The following is a 16,666-nucleotide window of genomic DNA, read 5'->3' as shown; positions in this document are numbered from 1 at the left end:
TACATCATGAAAATTATGACACACGCATCAGTCGAACAAGCATGAGATTTAACAGGAATTTTTATGGAGTTATCAATGTCTAGCCATCAATTCCCTTTCTAACATCCAGAAGATATGACTACAGCCTATCATCAAGAAGTCGTCCAACTCCTCAAACAGGTTATCGAACCTACCTTAAAAAATGATGTCGTTAGTTTAGGAATGGTGCGAAATCTCCGCATAGTTGATGACTATGTTTACTTGCGTTTATATATCGGTTCTCATCAGCAGCAATTACAGACAGAGATTCAATCTAAATTATCATTTCTAACTTGGTGCAAAAAAACTTACATTCAACTTTGCACAATTCCTGGTGTCAAAATAACCCTAGCAGTTTCTAGTGGTAAAGGTGGCGTGGGTAAATCAACAACAGCCGTAAATATAGCCGCAGCTTTAAGATTACAAGGTGCAAAGGTTGGGTTATTAGATGCTGATATTTATGGGCCTAATGTGCCGCAAATGTTGGGTTTAGGGCAAGCTGATATTCAAGTAATTCATACTCCTACAGGTGATAAGTTTTTACCTCTAGAAGTTCAGGGAATTAAACTGATGTCAGTTGGTTTACTTGTAGAAGAAAATCGTCCTTTGGCATGGCGTGGCCCTGTGCTGCATAAAATTATCACTCAATTTTTGCAAGATGTGGAATGGGGCGAATTGGATTATTTATTAATAGATTTACCTCCCGGTACAGGTGATGCTCAAATCACAATTATCCAAGAAAGCCCAGTTTGCGGAGTTATTCTAGTGACAACTCCTCAGCAAATAGCGATCGCAGATGTACGACGCAACATATATATGTTTCGCCAAGTGGGTGTTCCCGTCCTTGGCATCGTTGAAAATATGAGCTATTTAATTTGTGGTGATTGTGGCGCACGCACGCCAATTTTTGGCAGTGGCGGCGGCGAACAACTCGCAGCAGAATTACAAGCGCCACTGCTGGGGCAAATTCCCATTGATCCCGATATTTGTAGCGGTGGTGATACTGGAAATCCGATTGCAATCAGCGTAGGCGAAGCCAGCCGAAGGCATCGCACTTCGCCAGCAAGTGAGGTTTTTGTACAAATTGCCACTGCACTTAACGCAACTTTTACTAATTGCAGAGAACCTGATTAAATAATTCGTAATTCGTAATTCGTAATTCGTAATTAATTTACGATAAAATTTGCGATCTCATAACTTTTAAAACATCCTCTAAACTTGATCTGACTTTTCACGTTATCTGGAAAAGCCACGAAAAACCTAACCCCCTAACCCCCTTCCCTACGAGGTAAGGGGGAAAATTCAAAGTCTCTCTCCTTTTAGGAGAGAGAAATAGAAGTGAGGTTTTCCAGATACCATGAAAAGTCAGTAAACTTGATAAGTCTGCCTTATTACCTCTTCTATTGAACTTATGCTATGAAACATTTCTATTAGTTCATGTGATCTTGTTTTTCGCTTCGCCAGCAGCACTTTTAACGGCGTTAAATAATGAACATCGGGGTCATCTTCCAAGGCAAGTTCTGCTGCTTGCAAGACATTTGTCGCATTGCTAAAAATATCCTCATTGTCAAACCCTTCTTTTGCAGAAAGTTGATGTAACGCTGCATCGGGTACAGTTGCTCTACCCAGTAAGGTTTCATCTAACACTAAACCTTTCAATAATGTCAGCAAAGCCGCATAGATGAAAAAGTTATCACAACTATCACAAGCCTTAAATTCAATGCGTCCCACTTCAGCCGGAATGCGGGCGATTTTGGTCAAGGAAGGTATGCTATTAATCAGTTGTTCCTGTTCCTGAATAAAAACCAAGGCTGCTGGCCTTTTTCCGGTTCTGATAAACGTTCGTACTGATAAGCCATCCCATAAACCTCCATTATAAAAAGGGGAACTATAACTAAAAGGGACGATATAGGGACTGTAATAGGTTAACTTTCTGCCAACATCAATCACATCTTCAGTAGACAAATCTGCCAATGAAATATTCAAATCTGGCCCGTATGTCACCATGTGAATATTAGCAGTTTGTTCGTCAGGATAAGCCTCTAGCTGTTTGATTTCATAATGGTTTAATGGGGGCTGAGGCTCAAAAACCGGATTGTAGGGATTAAAACTGACCAAAACTGGTGATAAACCAAAGTTAGCAGCAACCTCACGTAGCAAGTGAAAACTTTCTGATAATTCAGTAATAGCGCCTTGAATATCAGAATGTATAGTTGTTCTAATTTCAATACCTTTAACATGACAGTCTATCACCTTATCGGAATTCGCAAATCTTTCAAATCCCTCAATGTACCATCTCTTCATCTTAATACCCGCATCACCGACACGTAGTTGAGGATAATCACTGGGGTATGTAGGTAGCCTTTCAATAATTTGATTAAAATCAGCAAATTTTGTATGGTAAAAATCAGCAAACTTTCCTTCTTTGTTAAGGAAAGCAACTTCATGCTCAATGCCAAAGAAAAACATTATGTATACCTTTATTGCTGAGAGTTAACCTAATCTAACTAATGCCAAGTGATACGAATCTCACAGAGGAGGAAATAACATCAGTAAACGATTCATTAGAGAGAAACGTCCGCGATATTTAGCTGGGAGGTTCAAGCAGAAGCCGCGATTAAGTGGCGGCGTTCGGTTTCTTCAAAAAACTGTCGCCGCAGAACCATAACATCTGGTAAATGTAAACAACAGCCTATCTGAGAAACTTATGCAGTAGTGAATTTATCAAATTCATAATCAATTGCTGCAAGAATCTCAGATGATTTAGGATCTACTATAATTAGAACTGCTGCCTTAAGCTCACAAGCTATAGCCCAGAGGGGAATTAGTAGCGTTTCTTGAATAATGCCGAGGTTAACTTTAGTTTTATTCATAAATATCTCCACAACCCAAATTAAATCTTCCTTTTCCATTTAAGTAGAAAAGATTCTCAAAATTACTCTCAAATGGATTTTACCCCAAGACCGACTGTTGCGATTTGAAAACTTCTCTGGTTTATGTCTCTATGGGGCGATGCCTACGCACTTTCTTGATTTTTCTCTACTGTCCCACTCTTCATAGTCACTGGGTAGGATAGCTTAGTAGTGACTGAGGAAAGCTTGAGACGTGAGTTTTATGACAAGTACCGTTCAATCCCCCTACAGCAGCGAACAGATTGCCGCTTGGTTGCGTGGACTGCTCACCATTGCTTGGGCAGATGGTAATTTTGATGCTCAAGAACAGGAATTAATTGCCAGCATTACCAAAGATGAATTAGCTCTTGGGATTAAATGGGACTCACTAGAGGTAATTACCCCAGAGGAATTAGCCGCAGTGTTGGGTAAAGGTACGCCAGCAGCAGAAAATTTTTTAAGGACAGCAGTGATGGTAGCGATCGCAGATGGTACTTATTCTCCCAGCGAAGATCAGGTTTTGCAACAGTTCTGCCAAGTCTTGGAACAGCCGGAGAATTTACTCCAAGCCCTGCGCCACACCCTAGAACGCCCACAGCAAATTACCCCGACTATCCCCAGCCCTGGACTTACAAAGCGTCAAATTAATGCACTACATCCCCTGCGTGACTGGCTGGATGGGCTAGATATTCAAGACCCAAGAGTAGCCCGCTTTTTGTGTAAAATGATTCCCTCCCAGTGTCCCTTTGAGCGGGATGTCACCCTATTTGGACGTAAGATTGTCCACATCCCGCCGATGTGTAAAATTAACCCGTTATATGAGCAACTGGTAGGTTTACGTTTCCGCGCCCTCTGCTATCTGGCAGATAACTGCGGTGAAGATGTTTCAGCATATATTTAGTTAAAGTGATATAGTGAGAAGTTATAATTTTTAACTCCTAATTCCTAACTCCTCACTTCTCACTATTATTAAGTATGCAATTTATCGACCAAGCAGAAATTGAAGTTGAAGCCGGTAAGGGCGGCGATGGCATTGTCGCCTTCCGGCGAGAGAAGTACGTGCCGACTGGTGGTCCCTCTGGTGGTAATGGAGGACGAGGCGGTTCAGTAATTTTCGTTGCCGATGAAAATCTGCAAACCTTGTTGGACTTCAGATACAACCATCGCTTTCAGGCAGAAAAAGGTACTCGTGGCGGGCCAAGTAACTGCACTGGAGCCGGAGGAAAGGATTTGATCATCGAAGTTCCCTGCGGTACGACCATTTATGATGCTGGAACTGGCGAATTGTTGGGGGATTTAATTGAGCCTAAGCAGACTTTGCGGATTGCTCAAGGTGGTAAAGGCGGACTGGGAAATCAGCATTTCTTGAGTAACCGTAACCGCGCCCCAGAATACGCCCTCCCAGGATTACCAGGAGAAATAAAGCAGCTGCGCCTAGAGTTAAAACTTTTGGCAGAAGTGGGGATTATTGGCTTACCAAATGCGGGTAAATCCACTCTAATTTCATCTTTATCAGCTGCACGTCCAAAAATTGCAGACTACCCCTTCACTACCCTCATCCCAAATTTGGGTGTAGTGCGGAAACCTACTGGCGATGGTACTGTTTTCGCCGACATTCCCGGACTAATTGAGGGAGCAGCCCACGGAGCAGGGCTGGGACATGATTTCTTGCGCCATATCGAGCGCACGCGAGTGCTACTTCACTTGATTGATGCCACCAGTGATGATGTGGTTAGAGATTATAACATAATTAAGCAAGAATTACAAGCTTATGGACAGGGTTTAGCAGAACGTCCGCAAATTTTGGCGTTGAATAAAATTGATGCAGTTGATCGAGAAACTGTCGATTTGGAGGCGTTAGCTACCCAACTTAATCATCTCTCCTACGCCCCGGTTTTTGTGATTTCAGCAGTTACCCGCACCGGGTTAGAGCCAATGTTACAGGAAATTTGGGGAATTCTCGACCAAATGAAGGTTCCTGAAGAAGTGGAGGTATTTAGCTGACGAATTATGTTGACGTATTCTGAATTAGGGGAATGTTAATCACAAACTCAGCGCCTTGTCCCGGTTGCGAAATACATTCTAAAGAACCGCCATGTCTTTCTGTAATGATTTGGTAGCTGATGGCAAGTCCCATCCCCGTACCTTTGCCGATGGGTTTGGTGGTAAAGAAGGGGTCAAATAGTTGTTTTATAACATCTTCTGGTATTCCCAATCCATTGTCGGCAATCCTAATTGTTACCTGATTTGGCTCTTGTAGTTGGGTGCAAATGCGAATTGTCGAAATTGGGCATTGAGAATTTGTACTGAGCGTTGCCGAAGAATTGGGCATGGGGCATTGGGCATTGGGCATTGGGCATTGGTTATTCCCCTCATCTCCCTCATCTCCCTCATCTCCCTCATCTCCCTCATCTCCCTCATCTCCCTCATCTCCCTCATCTCCCTCATCCCCCCAGTCTTTTTCTTCAATTTTGAATTTTGAATTTTGAATTTTGAATTGATTTCTCCCCACTCCCTCTTCTAAAGCATCGATCGCATTTGACAAAATATTCATGAATACTTGGTTTAGCTGCCCAGCGTAACATTCAACCAGTGGTAGTTTGCCGTATTCTTTGATTATTTCAATTGTCGGGCGCTGGTCATTAGCTTTGAAGCGGCTTTGCAAAATCATCAGAGTGCTGTCAATTCCCTGATGGATATCAACAGCTTTCATTTCGGCTTCATCCAAGCGCGAAAAAGTTCGCAAGGAAAGCACAATCTCCCGAATGCGGTCTGCCCCAACTTTCATTGAGTTGATTGTTTGTGGCAAGTCAGACTTCAAAAAGTCCAGTTCAATTAGTTCTGCAAAATCCTCAATTTCTGGAACAGCTTGGGGATAATGATTTTGGTAGAGTTGCAAAAGTGAAAGTAAATCTTGGGTGTATTCCTTAGCAGGGCTGAGGTTGCCATAGATAAAATTCACCGGGTTGTTGATTTCGTGTGCCACTCCTGCGACTAGTTGACCCAAGCTGGACATCTTTTCACTTTGAATTAAGTGAGTCTGGGTGTGTTGAAGTTCGCGGAGTGTTTCTTTAAGTTCTTGAGCTTGTTGTCGTAGTTGCGCTTCTGACTTTAGTAGGGCTTCCTTGGCTTGTTTACGTTCTGTAATGTCCCTAGCAACAGCTACCCGACAAAAAGGCTCTCCTGTTTCAGGGTGTTTAACCAAAAACAGGCTGCAATCAGTGGGAATTTCTATGCCCGTTTGAAAATGTCTATGGCGAAACTCACCTTGCCAGAAACCATGTTGAGACATCAAAGGAGTAATTTCATCCATCAACTCTGCAAAAGCTTCGGGTGAATGAAAATCAACCAACAATTTGGTTTTGGCTGCTTCCAGGCTAGTAAGTCCCACCATCTTGAGTCCGGCAGGATTCACATGGAGAATTTGCCCTTCCATTGAAGCAATGCCAATAAAGTCGCTGCTGTTTTCAATCAAGGCTACAAATTTTTGCTGTTCCTCTTCAGCTCGTTTGCGTTCTGTGATGTCTAACACCATTGAGGCAACGCCAATCACTTGGCCATCAGGAGCCACTAACGGGTTGTTATACCACTCACAGACCATTGTCCTACCATCTTTAGTGACGTTCTCGTTGACACTAAAACTTCCTCCACTTTGGGTTAACAGGGCGGTGATAATCTCATTTACCTGCTTTCTAACGTTTTCAGGTACTATAATCTCAAAAAGATTCCCCAGCATTTCCTCTGTGGTGTATCCAAAGATTCTTTCTGCTGCCCGATTCCATGTCTGAATCTCAAACTTGGTATTCCATTCAATAATGGCTAAAGGTGTTTGTTCAATCAGCAACGTCAATCTTTGCTGTGAAGCCCTGAGTTCTGCCTCTGCTTGCTTATATTCGGTAATGTCACGATAATACCAAATTCTACCGTAATACTCTCCTAAAGGTGATGTCTCACCAGAAGCTCCTTGCTGTTTACGCACGGGTGCAGAATAGCGGTCAAAAATCTTTCCAGATTTTAGGAAAATTTCATCACGGCTGCTTTCCTCTGGATGCTGATAAAGATACTCCACCTTAGCTAGAAATTCGTCTGGATTGATTAGTTGGTCTAGTACCCATCCCAGGGGTTGGCGACCGTCGCGTGTTTCGAGCAGTGCCGCAGGAATTTGCCATAACTGGGAGAATTTCTGATTAAATGATATAATTGTGCGATTTTCATCAATAATCAGAATTCCGTCGATCGCAGCTTCTTGTTGAGCTTGCAGTAAAGCATTAGTACGCTGTAGGTCTGACTCTGCTTGCTGGCGTAAGCGAAGCTCGTCGTAGACATCGCGCAGTGCAGCTTGCCGATGGCTGATGTCGCATTCAGCCATTTCAGGAGCGATCGCTAATTCTTCGTTTTGTTGGCGCAGAACTTTCGCTGCTTCATTCTGTAAAATGATGTCTCGAATACTACCTACCAGAAATTTATTACCAGTCTCATCCTCAAAGCAAGACTTTTTTGTAGAAATGAGATGGCTTATACCCTGAGCATCGGTAAAAAGATCCTGGTTCTCAGTAGTAATATTTGCGGTGAAAACTAGTTCATCTTTTTGCCGGAATACATCAGCTTCTGCTTGAGGAAAAAAATCATCGTCTGACTTGCCAATTAATTCTTCTCGGCTATGACCGACGAAATCACAATAGGTATCGTTAAGTAATACCCAGCGATGTTGACGGTCTTTGACAAAAATTGGGTCAGATATGCCATTAATCATCTGATGCAGAAACGCCAAGGAGAAGTTTTGCTGCTGCGTGTTTTGTTTTGGCGCGGGATTATCTAAGAATCTAGGATGGTTCATACCCGAATTTATCTCTAAAATTGAGCAATAAAGAAACCTCTCCCTGGTTTTACTACGCAAAACCGTCCCTCTCCGACTCGGAGAGGGACAGACTTGAACGAAAGTTCAAGACAGGGAGAGGTTTGTCGAACTCACGTTTATTTAGCGCCGTGTGTATCAGCATGAGTAGTATTTATTATTCCCAAACTGAATACGGATGCAACAACCAAACCAATCTCTAACTTTTGGTGTTTCCAGGGGATTGAGGATTGGAGACTAGAAAGACTTTGTTCTCTGCGGGAACAAAGACGCACTAGCGATGCCTGCGGCGGGCTGTTCGGTGTCGCATTCATCAACTGTGGCGCGGCTTTTTTGAGTAGCCTAATTGATACAAAACCTTAAAATGCCTGCGGTATCGTTAAATCCGTAGATTAGACTAGAACCACAGGGTAACAATCAGAGGAATATTATGATGAGCGATCGCGACTATACATTAATCATTGACAAAAGCGGTAGTATGTCCACACCCGACCAAGTGGGTGGTAAAAGTAGATGGGAGATAGCCCAAGAGTCTACTCTCGCTTTGGCAAGAAAGGCCGAACAGTTTGACCCCGATGGCATTACAGTTTACGTGTTTGCCGGTAGATTTAAACGCTACGATGATGTCACCTCAGCCAAAGTCGCACAGATATTTCTCGAAAATGACCCTGCTGGGACAACAAATTTAGCAGGTGTACTTCAGGATGCACTTAATAACTACTTTCAACGCAAAGCAGCCGGTAAAGCGAAGCCAAACGGTGAGACAATTTTAGTGATCACCGATGGTGAACCAGACGATCGCAAAGCTGTGTTTGAAGTCATCATTCATGCGACTCGCCAGATGGAACGTGATGAAGAATTAGGAATTTCGATCATTCAAGTAGGTTCAGATGCCCAAGCAACTAAGTTCCTCAAAGCTTTGGATGACCAGTTGCAAAGTGTCGGCGCTAAATTTGATATTTGCGATACCGTCACTTTAGACGATTTAGAAGAAATGAGCCTTGTAGATGTATTGAGCAACGCCATAACTGACTAATGTGTTGATCACCCATAGTCCAGTAACTCTTTACTATTAATAACTGGAGAATTGAATAATGCTAGAAAATCGTGATTATACCTTGATTATCGACAAAAGCGGCAGCATGGCCACCCAAGATCAAAAGGGTGGTAGAAGTAGATGGGTTGCAGCCCAAGAATCTACTTTAGCTTTAGCTAGTAAGTGTGAGCAATTTGACCCCGATGGCATCACTATTTATGTATTCTCTGGTAAATTTAAGCGATATGAAAATGTGACATCCAGTATAGTAGGGCAAATTTTCCGAGAAAATGATCCCTCTGGTACAACTGACTTAGCAGGTGTGTTAAAACACGCAACTGATGATTATTTACAACGCAAAGCAGCCGGACAAACAAAGCCAAATGGTGAAACGATTTTAGTGGTTACTGATGGGGAACCGGACGATCGCAAAGCAGTAATGAAGGTGATTATTGAAGCTTCTCGCCGTATAGATCGAGATGAAGAACTAGCTATTTCCTTCATTCAAGTTGGTACAGATCCGCAAGCTACCCGCTTTCTAAAAGTCTTAGACGATGAACTCCAAAGTGCTGGTGCTAAGTTTGATATCTGTGACACAATTACTATGGAAGATATGGAAGATTTGAGTTTATCGGAAGTGCTACTCAATGCCATTAATGACTAGCTATACCATTTATTAGGAATTGCAAAAATGGATTCCATTGATAAGCTGTTAGCTCAACTCCAAACTGAATACAAAGAAGTACAACCAGAACAGCAGCAGTCAAAATCAGCCACAGCCAAATCTTTTATCCCACCATCGCCCAAGTCGGCATCTTTTATGGATAACCTTTTGGCAGAAGTTCAGGCTGATTTTGCAGAACAGGATGCTGCTATTGAGTTAAAAAGACAGCAAGAATTAGAACAGGAAAGGATTCGACAAGAACAACTCAAAGCCAAACAACTAGAGGTTTTGAAAGTGCAGGCAAAAAAATGGTTAGCCAAAGTAGATCCACTTTCGTCTGAAGGACTTTGGTTTGAAAGGTTTGCTGAAAGTTACTCCTCAAAATTAGAGGCAGCAATTGAATATTTAAGAAACAATGATTAAAATAATTCGTAATTCGTAATATCATGTCCGGGTAATTAAGCATAATACCCGGAACCCCAAAGAGCCAAAGCTGCGCTTTAGCTCCCCTCCCGAAGAGCGGGGAGGGGTTGGGGGTGGGGTTCTTTTATTATGGGTATGCTACCGGACATGATATAATTCGTAATTCAGAAAAATCTGCTAGCTAAAATTTGAAGTTAGCAATTATTATTTATTGCTTCTAGCAATCCTAAATGAGTTACGAATAAAAAGATCCCCGACTTCTTAAAGAAGTCGGGGATCTGAGCCTATCGGTGGAGAACAAATCAAATATGATTGCTATATGGTCAATATTGATGGTGATTTGTTCGAGCGAAATTTTGCACAGCCCATTCATGCATAGCATAGAGAATTGGTTGCAAAGTCTCTCCTAAAGGCGTTAGTGAATATTCCACCTTGGGCGGAATTTGGGGATAAACTTCTCGATGAATAATGCCGTCTTCCTCCATTTCTCTGAGTTGCTGAGTCAGCATCTTTTGCGTAACTCCAGGTAAAGCCCGTTGCAACTCACCAAACCGTTTGACGCCAGTCATTAATTCTCTAATAATCAAAACTTTCCAGCGTCCGCCAATCACCTTTAGGGTAGTTTCTACTTCACAAGTCAGCCTGCGATGGTTTTCTGCTTCAGCTTTCATAGTTTTTTTGTAGGAAGACCCTGACTCAAGTTTGCTGGGTAGTACCGTTAGTTATCTAATTATTGCTTGTTTTCGGAATCCTGAAAAACCTCAATTACTTAAAAATGGTTTACTTTTAACAAAAATATCTTTGTATTTTGCTAGTATCATCCCACAGAGGTAATGCAGGTAAGTTTGGATGGAGAAATTAACTAAACCAGTGCGATTTTGGCTTTGTGCAACTATCATAATTTTGGGTTTGATAAGCTGCGATCGCTTTGTCGGTACTTCTGGAGACGCGGTTGAGCGAGTGAGTGATGGTGATACTTTAGTAGTCAAAGATACCAACGGCAAAAATTTTAGCGTGCGTTTTGCTTGTGTAGATGCGCCAGAAATAGCTCATACTAACAAAGAAAAGCAGAGTAAACGCATTAGCGATCGCAATCAATTTACTTGGGGTGTGAAAGCACGAGAACGGGTACAAGAACTAGTCCAACAAGGAGGCGATCGCGTGACTTTGAATATCACAGATAGCGATCGCTATGGACGCAAAATTGCCGAAGTCCGTTTAAAAAATGGCACTTTTGTGCAACAGGTATTGTTACAAGAAGGTTTAGCAAAAGTGTATCGTCCCTATTTAAATAAGTGTCCTAGTAAAGACTTAGTTCAACAAGCCGAAGCTGAGGCGAAGGAACAACGGCTTGGTGTTTGGAGTGATGCTAAATTTGTGAATCCTTGGGAATATCGCAGCTTATATAAGAAGTAGAAAAGACCTCTTGCATAAATCACAAATAAGAACCCCAAAGAGCCAAAGCTATGCTTTGTTTCCCCTCCCGAAGAGCCTACGGTCTACACACAAGTCGAATGTAGAGGGTAACTTTCGTCATTTATCTCGTATCTCGTTCCCAGTCTCCGACTGGGAATGCCTGATTAGAGGCTCTGCCTCCAGTTAAATATTGAGTCAGAGACTCAATGAATGCATTCCCATACTGAGTATGGGAACGAGGAAAAAGACTTAGTTCAACAAGCCGAAGCTGAGGCAAAGGAACAACGGCTTGGTGTTTGGAGTGATGCTAAATTTGTGAATCCTTGGGAATATCGCAGCTTATATAAGAAGTAGAAACTTAAAAACCTCTACTCCTCTCCCCAAGTTTGCAGTTGCAAATACACTAGTACCAGCGTCACAGCTAGTAACACCGTCGCGGCGGCGGCTGCATAACCAAAATCAAACTGAGCAAAAGCCTCTTGGTAAATATAATAAACTAGCAAATTAGTCGAATTCAGAGGGCCACCGCCCGTTATCACATAAACTTGCTCAAAACTCCGCAATGTAAAAATCGCGGTAGTGATGATTGCAAAGATCACAGTCGGGCGCAATCCAGGCAGAGTAATATACCAAAATTGTTGCCAAGCATTTGCTCCATCCAAATCTGCTGCTTCATAACGACTGGGAGGAATTGCTTGCAACCCTGCTAAAAAAACCACCATATTGAAACCCAGTTGTTTCCAAATGCTCATTAAAATAATTACTGGCATTGCCCAAAATGTGTCTCCTAGCCAAGGTATGGCTGGAATGCCAAAAAAATCTAAAAGTCCGTTAACTGGCCCTGATGTTTGAAACAGCCAGCGAAATCCCAAACCGGCTGCCACAAGTGAGATAATTGAAGGGAGAAAATAGGCACTTCGCAGAATGCCCCGCAAGGGAATGGAGCGGTTTAATAGCACTGCCAATCCCAAGGAGATAACTAAACTGGGAATGATCGTAGCAACTGTAAAATAAAAGGTGTTACCCAGAACTTGCCAGAAGTCGGGGTTGAGTAGCAAGCGCCAATAGTTTTTTAAGCCTATCCAATAAGTACCTTTTAATGTGAAACTACCAGCAGTGAAGCTGAGGTAAAACAAATAGGCGATCGGCCAAATGATAAAAACGCCCAGTAAAATTAGTGCTGGTGTGAGAAAAATCCCAGCAGCTACTGTATCATTATCCAACCACGACTTAGTATATATTTTTGGCATCTATAAATTTTCCTTCTTAGCTGTTATTACCCTCCGCCTTGATTCTACCCTTAGCTTAGTTTCTCCCAGCATTAGCGATCGCTTAAGTAAGCTGTATACCAATGCTGCAAAGCATTGAGCGTGTCATCAATAATTTTCTACCAGCAAGGGCGGTTTACCGCTTACTGTCTGTGGAGACTCATTCTGTTGACTGAATAAACTTGTTGAGTTCCTGTACTAATAAATGCACTGTTGTTGATGGATTGTCTTTGGCTGGAATGTGAGGATCATATTGTTTAAGAAGATTTTCAGCATTTCTAATAGCAATAGATATCCGCGAGAGTTTACCTTTCTTTTAGGCATGAGAGTCGATTAAATAATTCAAATTTCCGATATATGGAATTGCGCCATATCTACCTTGAATATAATCACTCTCAAATGAGGCATCGTTACTTACATTGTATTCTGCTAGAGAGTACAAATCTGTTGTACCATATCTATTCTTTTCAGTAAACCAAATCTGATCCCTACGAAAAAGCTTATTGTTAAGCAAATTGGTATCGTGAGTCATGAATATTAACTGAGCATTATTGGGATTCGTTTCGTTGGAATTAAATAATTCCACAATTGCACGACTGATTAAAGGATGAATTCTAGCATCAAATTCATCAATAATTAGGACTTTACCGTTTTTCAGTGTATCAACAAGAGGTACTGCCAAAGCAAAGACTTTTTGAGTTCCTTCAGACTCTTGCTCATTTAAATCAAATATCTCTGTAGATACAGGATTTCCTTCGCCATTAAATTTCCGGTGCATGGTTTTAATTGATATTATTTTATTTTCACGATCCAGATTTGTTATAATAAAATTCTTGATTTCATCTGGCATTTTAGCAAGTAAAGAATCAAAAGTAACTTCACTTTCTTCTACCTTGACATCACCAAATCCCAAATCTAATTTTTTGAGTAACTGAAGAATTTCATCTTTATTTTTATTATTTATTAAACAATTAACTGTGTATCCTCGATAGCCTCTATCATCTAAACCAGAGACAAGTTTGACTCTATTTGTCAGCCAATCCAAGATTTTCTCTGCAATTTGGACATTAAATTGAGCAGATACAGATAAGAAGAGGGCATTATGTCTTGTTTTCTGCTGAATACCATCAGCTTTATATGTTTTAGATACACTAATCTTGTCCAGTTTGCGCTCAAAAAGTTTAGTTTCTTTTAATTTAGGGACATAAAATAACCATTCAGAGATAACTTTGTCACGAGTTGCCTCGAATCCATATCTATATCTCTTACCATTCATCAAAAATACTATTTCAAAAAAAGATGGTTTTTCTTCAGTTTCAGTGCTGAGTTTAAATCGCTCAACATCTATTTTTTCGGTACTTTGAGTCTCTTTAGAAGAATTAATCATGAACCATCTCATGAATTTTAAAGCTGTAGACAGGTTAGTTTTACCACTAGCATTTGCACCGTATATTGCGGCGCTTTTAAGTAGTTTTAAATAATTATCTATTTCAAAAACGTTGCTTTCGTCGAGCTTTTTGTCTTTTGCGACAAGGTTAGCTGCCACCATACTAAAGGTGACTTGCTCTTTAAACGATCTGTAGTTGCCGACACTAAATTCAATAAGCATAGATCAAGTTTAGGCTGAAGACAGAAATCTGTGAATAAATCATAATTTACTGTTTTAAGAGTAGCAATAATTGGTTGAAGATGCTAAAGTATAAGACTATTTTTATACATACATATGTACTGTTATTAAGGTATGCGGCATAATAAACACCTGCACCGGACGATTGGCGGTTTTGTTGCAAAAACTGACACTAGATATCTAAAAGTGAAGCAAAGGTTTATCTACAAGAAAATTACTTTAGATATATCAGTAAATTTAATCCTGGAATTGTGCGGGAAAGTGTCCACAAAACTAACGTGATGTAAATTACACCCAAACTCCATTGATACCAAGCTAGTGCAGAGATGATACCTGGTAAATGTTCATCTCGGAGGCGGATGTCATTAAATCCTAATTTAACTAGATTGTTGAGGCTAAAATCATAGTAGTTGAGCCAGTTCCAACGGCGATCGCCCAACAAGGGCATATATCGTTCCCGAAATGTCTGATTCCTTGGTATGACTGGTAAACGTCCAATCAATAATCGTAACTGGCGAAAGGTGCCGTCTTCTGTGAAGTAAGAAACGTCCATTAAATCGTGATAACGTCCTTGTTGGTAAAGTCGGATCAATAAAGCCATTGGGATGGGGACAATAATTATGAAAATACACCCCAATGTCAGCCAAGGTTGTTGAGCATTGCGAAAGATCGCTAGTAAGCTGAAGAATTCTAAAACGCTAAAACTGACTAATATCGAAATGGTTTCGTAGGATGTGGGAATAATTGGTATCGGATGCAGCCGACGATAGGGATCCACTAGCCAAAATAGTAAGCCGAAATAAGCGATCGCTAACCCTCCCACGCCAAACACTAACCAGAAATTCGTACCATAGCCACTCAACAACAGCAATACACTTAATGCCAACCAACTCCAAGCTTGCAGTAACCATTCACCGATAGAAAGTGGTTTACCTACAATTAAGCGATCGCTGAATTGGGTATATTTTTCTAAATCGATGTCTGCTAAGGTGAGTAACTCACTGGTGTTGCGAAATGGTTTTATTAGACGACGCTGGGCGATCGCTTTGGCTTGAGGTGCAGAAAAACCGAGGTTAATCAAACTTGCAACAGTTGCACTATTAATATTTGTAGCCGTCAGACGATGCCCAAACTCTATTAATCGTAGTCGTTGTTTTGTGTATTCCAGTTCATTAGCATCGGCAACTTGCTGTTGCTGACGAAAATTTTGCCCCAAATTCCGCAAGATGTTTTGATTACCTTGCAATGTTGGGATGCAGAACATCTTACCAATCTCACCGGGATTACCTAAAATTTTTGCTTGGTTGGAATTAAAAGTTAAATCAGGTACGCTTAAACAAGCCTCTGGAGCAAATATCGCATCGCTAAAATCTGCTTGGTTAAGAATGTTCGCACCTTGCAGATTTACGAATTGGTTAAACTCCGCTTCCCGGAAGCTCACAGCTTGCTCAAAAGTCACTTCTCTAAAAAGGAGGAACTGATTAAAATTCGCTTTAGTAAACTGTACTTGATTGGCAAAGCGCACATCAGAAAAATCAGCATTTTCTTGCCACTGCACACTATTGAATTTAGCCAACTGCTTAAAAGTTGCTTGGTTGAAGTTGGCAGTTTTTTCAAAGATGCTACCTTTAAAATCAGCAAATTCCTGAAATTTAGTTTGTTTAAAATTAGCTTTTTCAAAAAAAATACTACCTTGAAAATTGCTTTGTTGGCGGAAGTTAGCACTGGTGAAACTAACAGAACGACCGAATCTGGTTTCAGTCCAGTTAGTGGGTTGGAGAAAAGTTGCACCTTGGGCATCCACAGACTGAAGAAAGAACGTATTGGGGAACTTCACTTCGCCATTGAAGCGAGTTTGCACCAGTATCAATGCACCACGAAAGACGGCGATTTCACTGGATGGGGTTGACTGTGTTCCCAATAGCGATCGACAATCTTTGGAGTTGGGTAAAGCGTAGGCGTAGCTCATCGTAGACATCGTGAGTGACTGCAAGCAAATGAAGCGCAAACGTTCTAGTTCTTCTTGTTCAGTGGTGGTGAAAATGGGAGGAATGGCTTGAGCGTACAAGGGTGTTCTTAAACTTAAATCGCTGCCCACAAAATCCCCCAGAATCAAAGCATAGCTGAGGTCTAAACCCAGAGGTTTTGTACCTAGTTCTTTTCGCAGCAGTTGGTAAAAAGTATCACGAAAGCTGGCGTTTTCTGGGCGCAAATCAATCACCATCTTCTGCAAATCTACAGTTAAATTGCCTTCGCGGAGCATCGGTGTGTGTAGTCGTTCTTGTAATAATTCTAGAGTTAAGGGTGTGCGTTCTGGTTGTGCCTGTGCTGCCCAAGCAGGTAGGGGGAGGAGAAGAATTAAAAAAACGCAAAGGAACGCAAAGGGAAGCGCAGAGGAGCGCAGAGAAACCCCTCTGTGTAACTTCTGCGTGCCTATGGGTTTAAAAAATAATTTATGCAAATTGTTC

General features: G+C 41.4%; 14 protein-coding genes and 1 pseudogene. 8 read left to right on the top strand and 7 right to left on the bottom strand.

Annotated features, from left to right (window positions below):
* The first annotated feature begins 114 nt into the window (after positions 1-114).
* Complete coding sequence (locus V7K27_RS21005; protein WP_334950016.1) at positions 115-1,152, top strand: Mrp/NBP35 family ATP-binding protein; 1,038 nt, start codon at positions 115-117, stop codon at positions 1,150-1,152.
* Between the two features lie 231 nt (positions 1,153-1,383).
* On the opposite strand, the gene V7K27_RS21000 is transcribed toward V7K27_RS21005, so the two are convergent.
* Positions 1,384-2,487 carry a glutamate-cysteine ligase family protein gene (locus V7K27_RS21000; RefSeq protein ID WP_334950015.1) on the bottom strand — a complete coding sequence of 368 codons (1,104 nt, stop codon included), beginning with the start codon at positions 2,485-2,487 and terminating at the stop codon, positions 1,384-1,386.
* A gap of 236 nt (positions 2,488-2,723) precedes the next feature.
* Positions 2,724-2,930 carry a hypothetical protein gene (locus tag V7K27_RS20995; RefSeq protein WP_334950014.1) on the bottom strand — a complete coding sequence of 69 codons (207 nt, stop codon included), beginning with the start codon at positions 2,928-2,930 and terminating at the stop codon, positions 2,724-2,726.
* Between the two features lie 202 nt (positions 2,931-3,132).
* Between V7K27_RS20995 and V7K27_RS20990 the strand changes: the two genes are divergently transcribed.
* The gene (locus V7K27_RS20990) at positions 3,133-3,810 is read left to right on the top strand and encodes a Mo-dependent nitrogenase C-terminal domain-containing protein (RefSeq protein ID WP_334950013.1); all 678 of its coding nucleotides are present in this window, start codon (positions 3,133-3,135) and stop codon (positions 3,808-3,810) included.
* Positions 3,811-3,884: 74 nt separating this feature from the next.
* Positions 3,885-4,913, top strand: coding sequence for a GTPase ObgE (gene obgE / locus V7K27_RS20985; protein WP_334950012.1), 1,029 nt, complete (start codon positions 3,885-3,887; stop codon positions 4,911-4,913).
* Between the two features lie 4 nt (positions 4,914-4,917).
* Here obgE and V7K27_RS20980 read toward each other — a convergent pair whose 3' ends face one another.
* On the bottom strand, positions 4,918-7,746 hold the full coding sequence (locus tag V7K27_RS20980) for a PAS domain S-box protein (protein ID WP_334950011.1): 2,829 nt from the start codon (positions 7,744-7,746) through the stop codon (positions 4,918-4,920).
* Between the two features lie 448 nt (positions 7,747-8,194).
* Between V7K27_RS20980 and V7K27_RS20975 the strand changes: the two genes are divergently transcribed.
* Genes V7K27_RS20975 through V7K27_RS20965 form a run of 3 tightly spaced genes read left to right on the top strand, consistent with a single transcriptional unit; the run spans position 8,195 to position 9,887 of the window.
* On the top strand, positions 8,195-8,800 hold the full coding sequence (locus tag V7K27_RS20975; RefSeq protein WP_334950010.1) for a vWA domain-containing protein: 606 nt from the start codon (positions 8,195-8,197) through the stop codon (positions 8,798-8,800).
* 58 nt (positions 8,801-8,858) lie between these two features.
* Complete coding sequence (locus tag V7K27_RS20970) at positions 8,859-9,464, top strand: vWA domain-containing protein (RefSeq protein WP_334950009.1); 606 nt, start codon at positions 8,859-8,861, stop codon at positions 9,462-9,464.
* 27 nt (positions 9,465-9,491) lie between these two features.
* A complete protein-coding gene (locus tag V7K27_RS20965) occupies positions 9,492-9,887 on the top strand; it encodes a salt stress protein, Slr1339 family (protein WP_334950008.1) in 396 nt (131 codons plus the stop codon).
* A gap of 323 nt (positions 9,888-10,210) precedes the next feature.
* Here V7K27_RS20965 and V7K27_RS20960 read toward each other — a convergent pair whose 3' ends face one another.
* A complete protein-coding gene (locus V7K27_RS20960) occupies positions 10,211-10,558 on the bottom strand; it encodes a winged helix-turn-helix transcriptional regulator (RefSeq protein ID WP_334950007.1) in 348 nt (115 codons plus the stop codon).
* A gap of 178 nt (positions 10,559-10,736) precedes the next feature.
* On the opposite strand from V7K27_RS20960, the gene V7K27_RS20955 reads away from it, so the two are divergent.
* Entirely contained in the window at positions 10,737-11,303 is a 567-nt protein-coding gene (locus V7K27_RS20955) for a thermonuclease family protein (protein WP_334950006.1), read from the top strand.
* Between the two features lie 243 nt (positions 11,304-11,546).
* Positions 11,547-11,657 (top strand): annotated as a pseudogene (locus V7K27_RS20950) (thermonuclease family protein); the annotation flags it as partial.
* Between the two features lie 14 nt (positions 11,658-11,671).
* On the opposite strand, the gene V7K27_RS20945 reads toward V7K27_RS20950, so the two are convergent.
* From V7K27_RS20945 to V7K27_RS20935, 3 genes are all read right to left on the bottom strand, one after another.
* Positions 11,672-12,553 (bottom strand): carbohydrate ABC transporter permease, encoded by an 882-nt coding sequence (locus V7K27_RS20945; RefSeq protein WP_334950005.1) that lies wholly within the window; start codon positions 12,551-12,553, stop codon positions 11,672-11,674.
* Positions 12,554-12,887: 334 nt separating this feature from the next.
* Positions 12,888-14,180 carry an AAA family ATPase gene (locus tag V7K27_RS20940; RefSeq protein WP_334950004.1) on the bottom strand — a complete coding sequence of 431 codons (1,293 nt, stop codon included), beginning with the start codon at positions 14,178-14,180 and terminating at the stop codon, positions 12,888-12,890.
* Positions 14,181-14,412: 232 nt separating this feature from the next.
* The gene (locus tag V7K27_RS20935; protein ID WP_334950003.1) at positions 14,413-16,659 is read right to left on the bottom strand and encodes a pentapeptide repeat-containing protein; all 2,247 of its coding nucleotides are present in this window, start codon (positions 16,657-16,659) and stop codon (positions 14,413-14,415) included.
* Between the last annotated feature and the right edge of the window lie 7 nt (positions 16,660-16,666).

Source organism: Nostoc sp. (assembly GCF_036919575.1).
In the GTDB taxonomy this organism is placed as follows: Bacteria; Cyanobacteriota; Cyanobacteriia; order Cyanobacteriales; family Nostocaceae; genus Nostoc.
Note: the sequence above shows the minus strand (reverse complement) of the source record. Positions and strands in the feature narration are given on the sequence as shown.

What these genes read in the sequence shown, in the direction of transcription:
- V7K27_RS20995 (WP_334950014.1), bottom strand. Translation starts at nt 2,930, where the DNA reads ATGGAAAAGGAAGATTTAATTTGGGTTGTGGAGATATTTATGAATAAA.
- V7K27_RS20980 (WP_334950011.1), bottom strand. Translation starts at nt 7,746, where the DNA reads ATGAACCATCCTAGATTCTTAGATAATCCCGCGCCAAAACAAAACACG.
- V7K27_RS20940 (WP_334950004.1), bottom strand. Translation starts at nt 14,180, where the DNA reads ATGCTTATTGAATTTAGTGTCGGCAACTACAGATCGTTTAAAGAGCAA.
- V7K27_RS20960 (WP_334950007.1), bottom strand. Translation starts at nt 10,558, where the DNA reads ATGAAAGCTGAAGCAGAAAACCATCGCAGGCTGACTTGTGAAGTAGAA.
- V7K27_RS20945 (WP_334950005.1), bottom strand. Translation starts at nt 12,553, where the DNA reads ATGCCAAAAATATATACTAAGTCGTGGTTGGATAATGATACAGTAGCT.
- V7K27_RS20970 (WP_334950009.1), top strand. Translation starts at nt 8,859, where the DNA reads ATGCTAGAAAATCGTGATTATACCTTGATTATCGACAAAAGCGGCAGC.
- V7K27_RS20965 (WP_334950008.1), top strand. Translation starts at nt 9,492, where the DNA reads ATGGATTCCATTGATAAGCTGTTAGCTCAACTCCAAACTGAATACAAA.
- V7K27_RS21000 (WP_334950015.1), bottom strand. Translation starts at nt 2,487, where the DNA reads ATGTTTTTCTTTGGCATTGAGCATGAAGTTGCTTTCCTTAACAAAGAA.
- V7K27_RS20990 (WP_334950013.1), top strand. Translation starts at nt 3,133, where the DNA reads ATGACAAGTACCGTTCAATCCCCCTACAGCAGCGAACAGATTGCCGCT.
- obgE (WP_334950012.1), top strand. Translation starts at nt 3,885, where the DNA reads ATGCAATTTATCGACCAAGCAGAAATTGAAGTTGAAGCCGGTAAGGGC.
- V7K27_RS20975 (WP_334950010.1), top strand. Translation starts at nt 8,195, where the DNA reads ATGATGAGCGATCGCGACTATACATTAATCATTGACAAAAGCGGTAGT.
- V7K27_RS21005 (WP_334950016.1), top strand. Translation starts at nt 115, where the DNA reads ATGACTACAGCCTATCATCAAGAAGTCGTCCAACTCCTCAAACAGGTT.
- V7K27_RS20955 (WP_334950006.1), top strand. Translation starts at nt 10,737, where the DNA reads ATGGAGAAATTAACTAAACCAGTGCGATTTTGGCTTTGTGCAACTATC.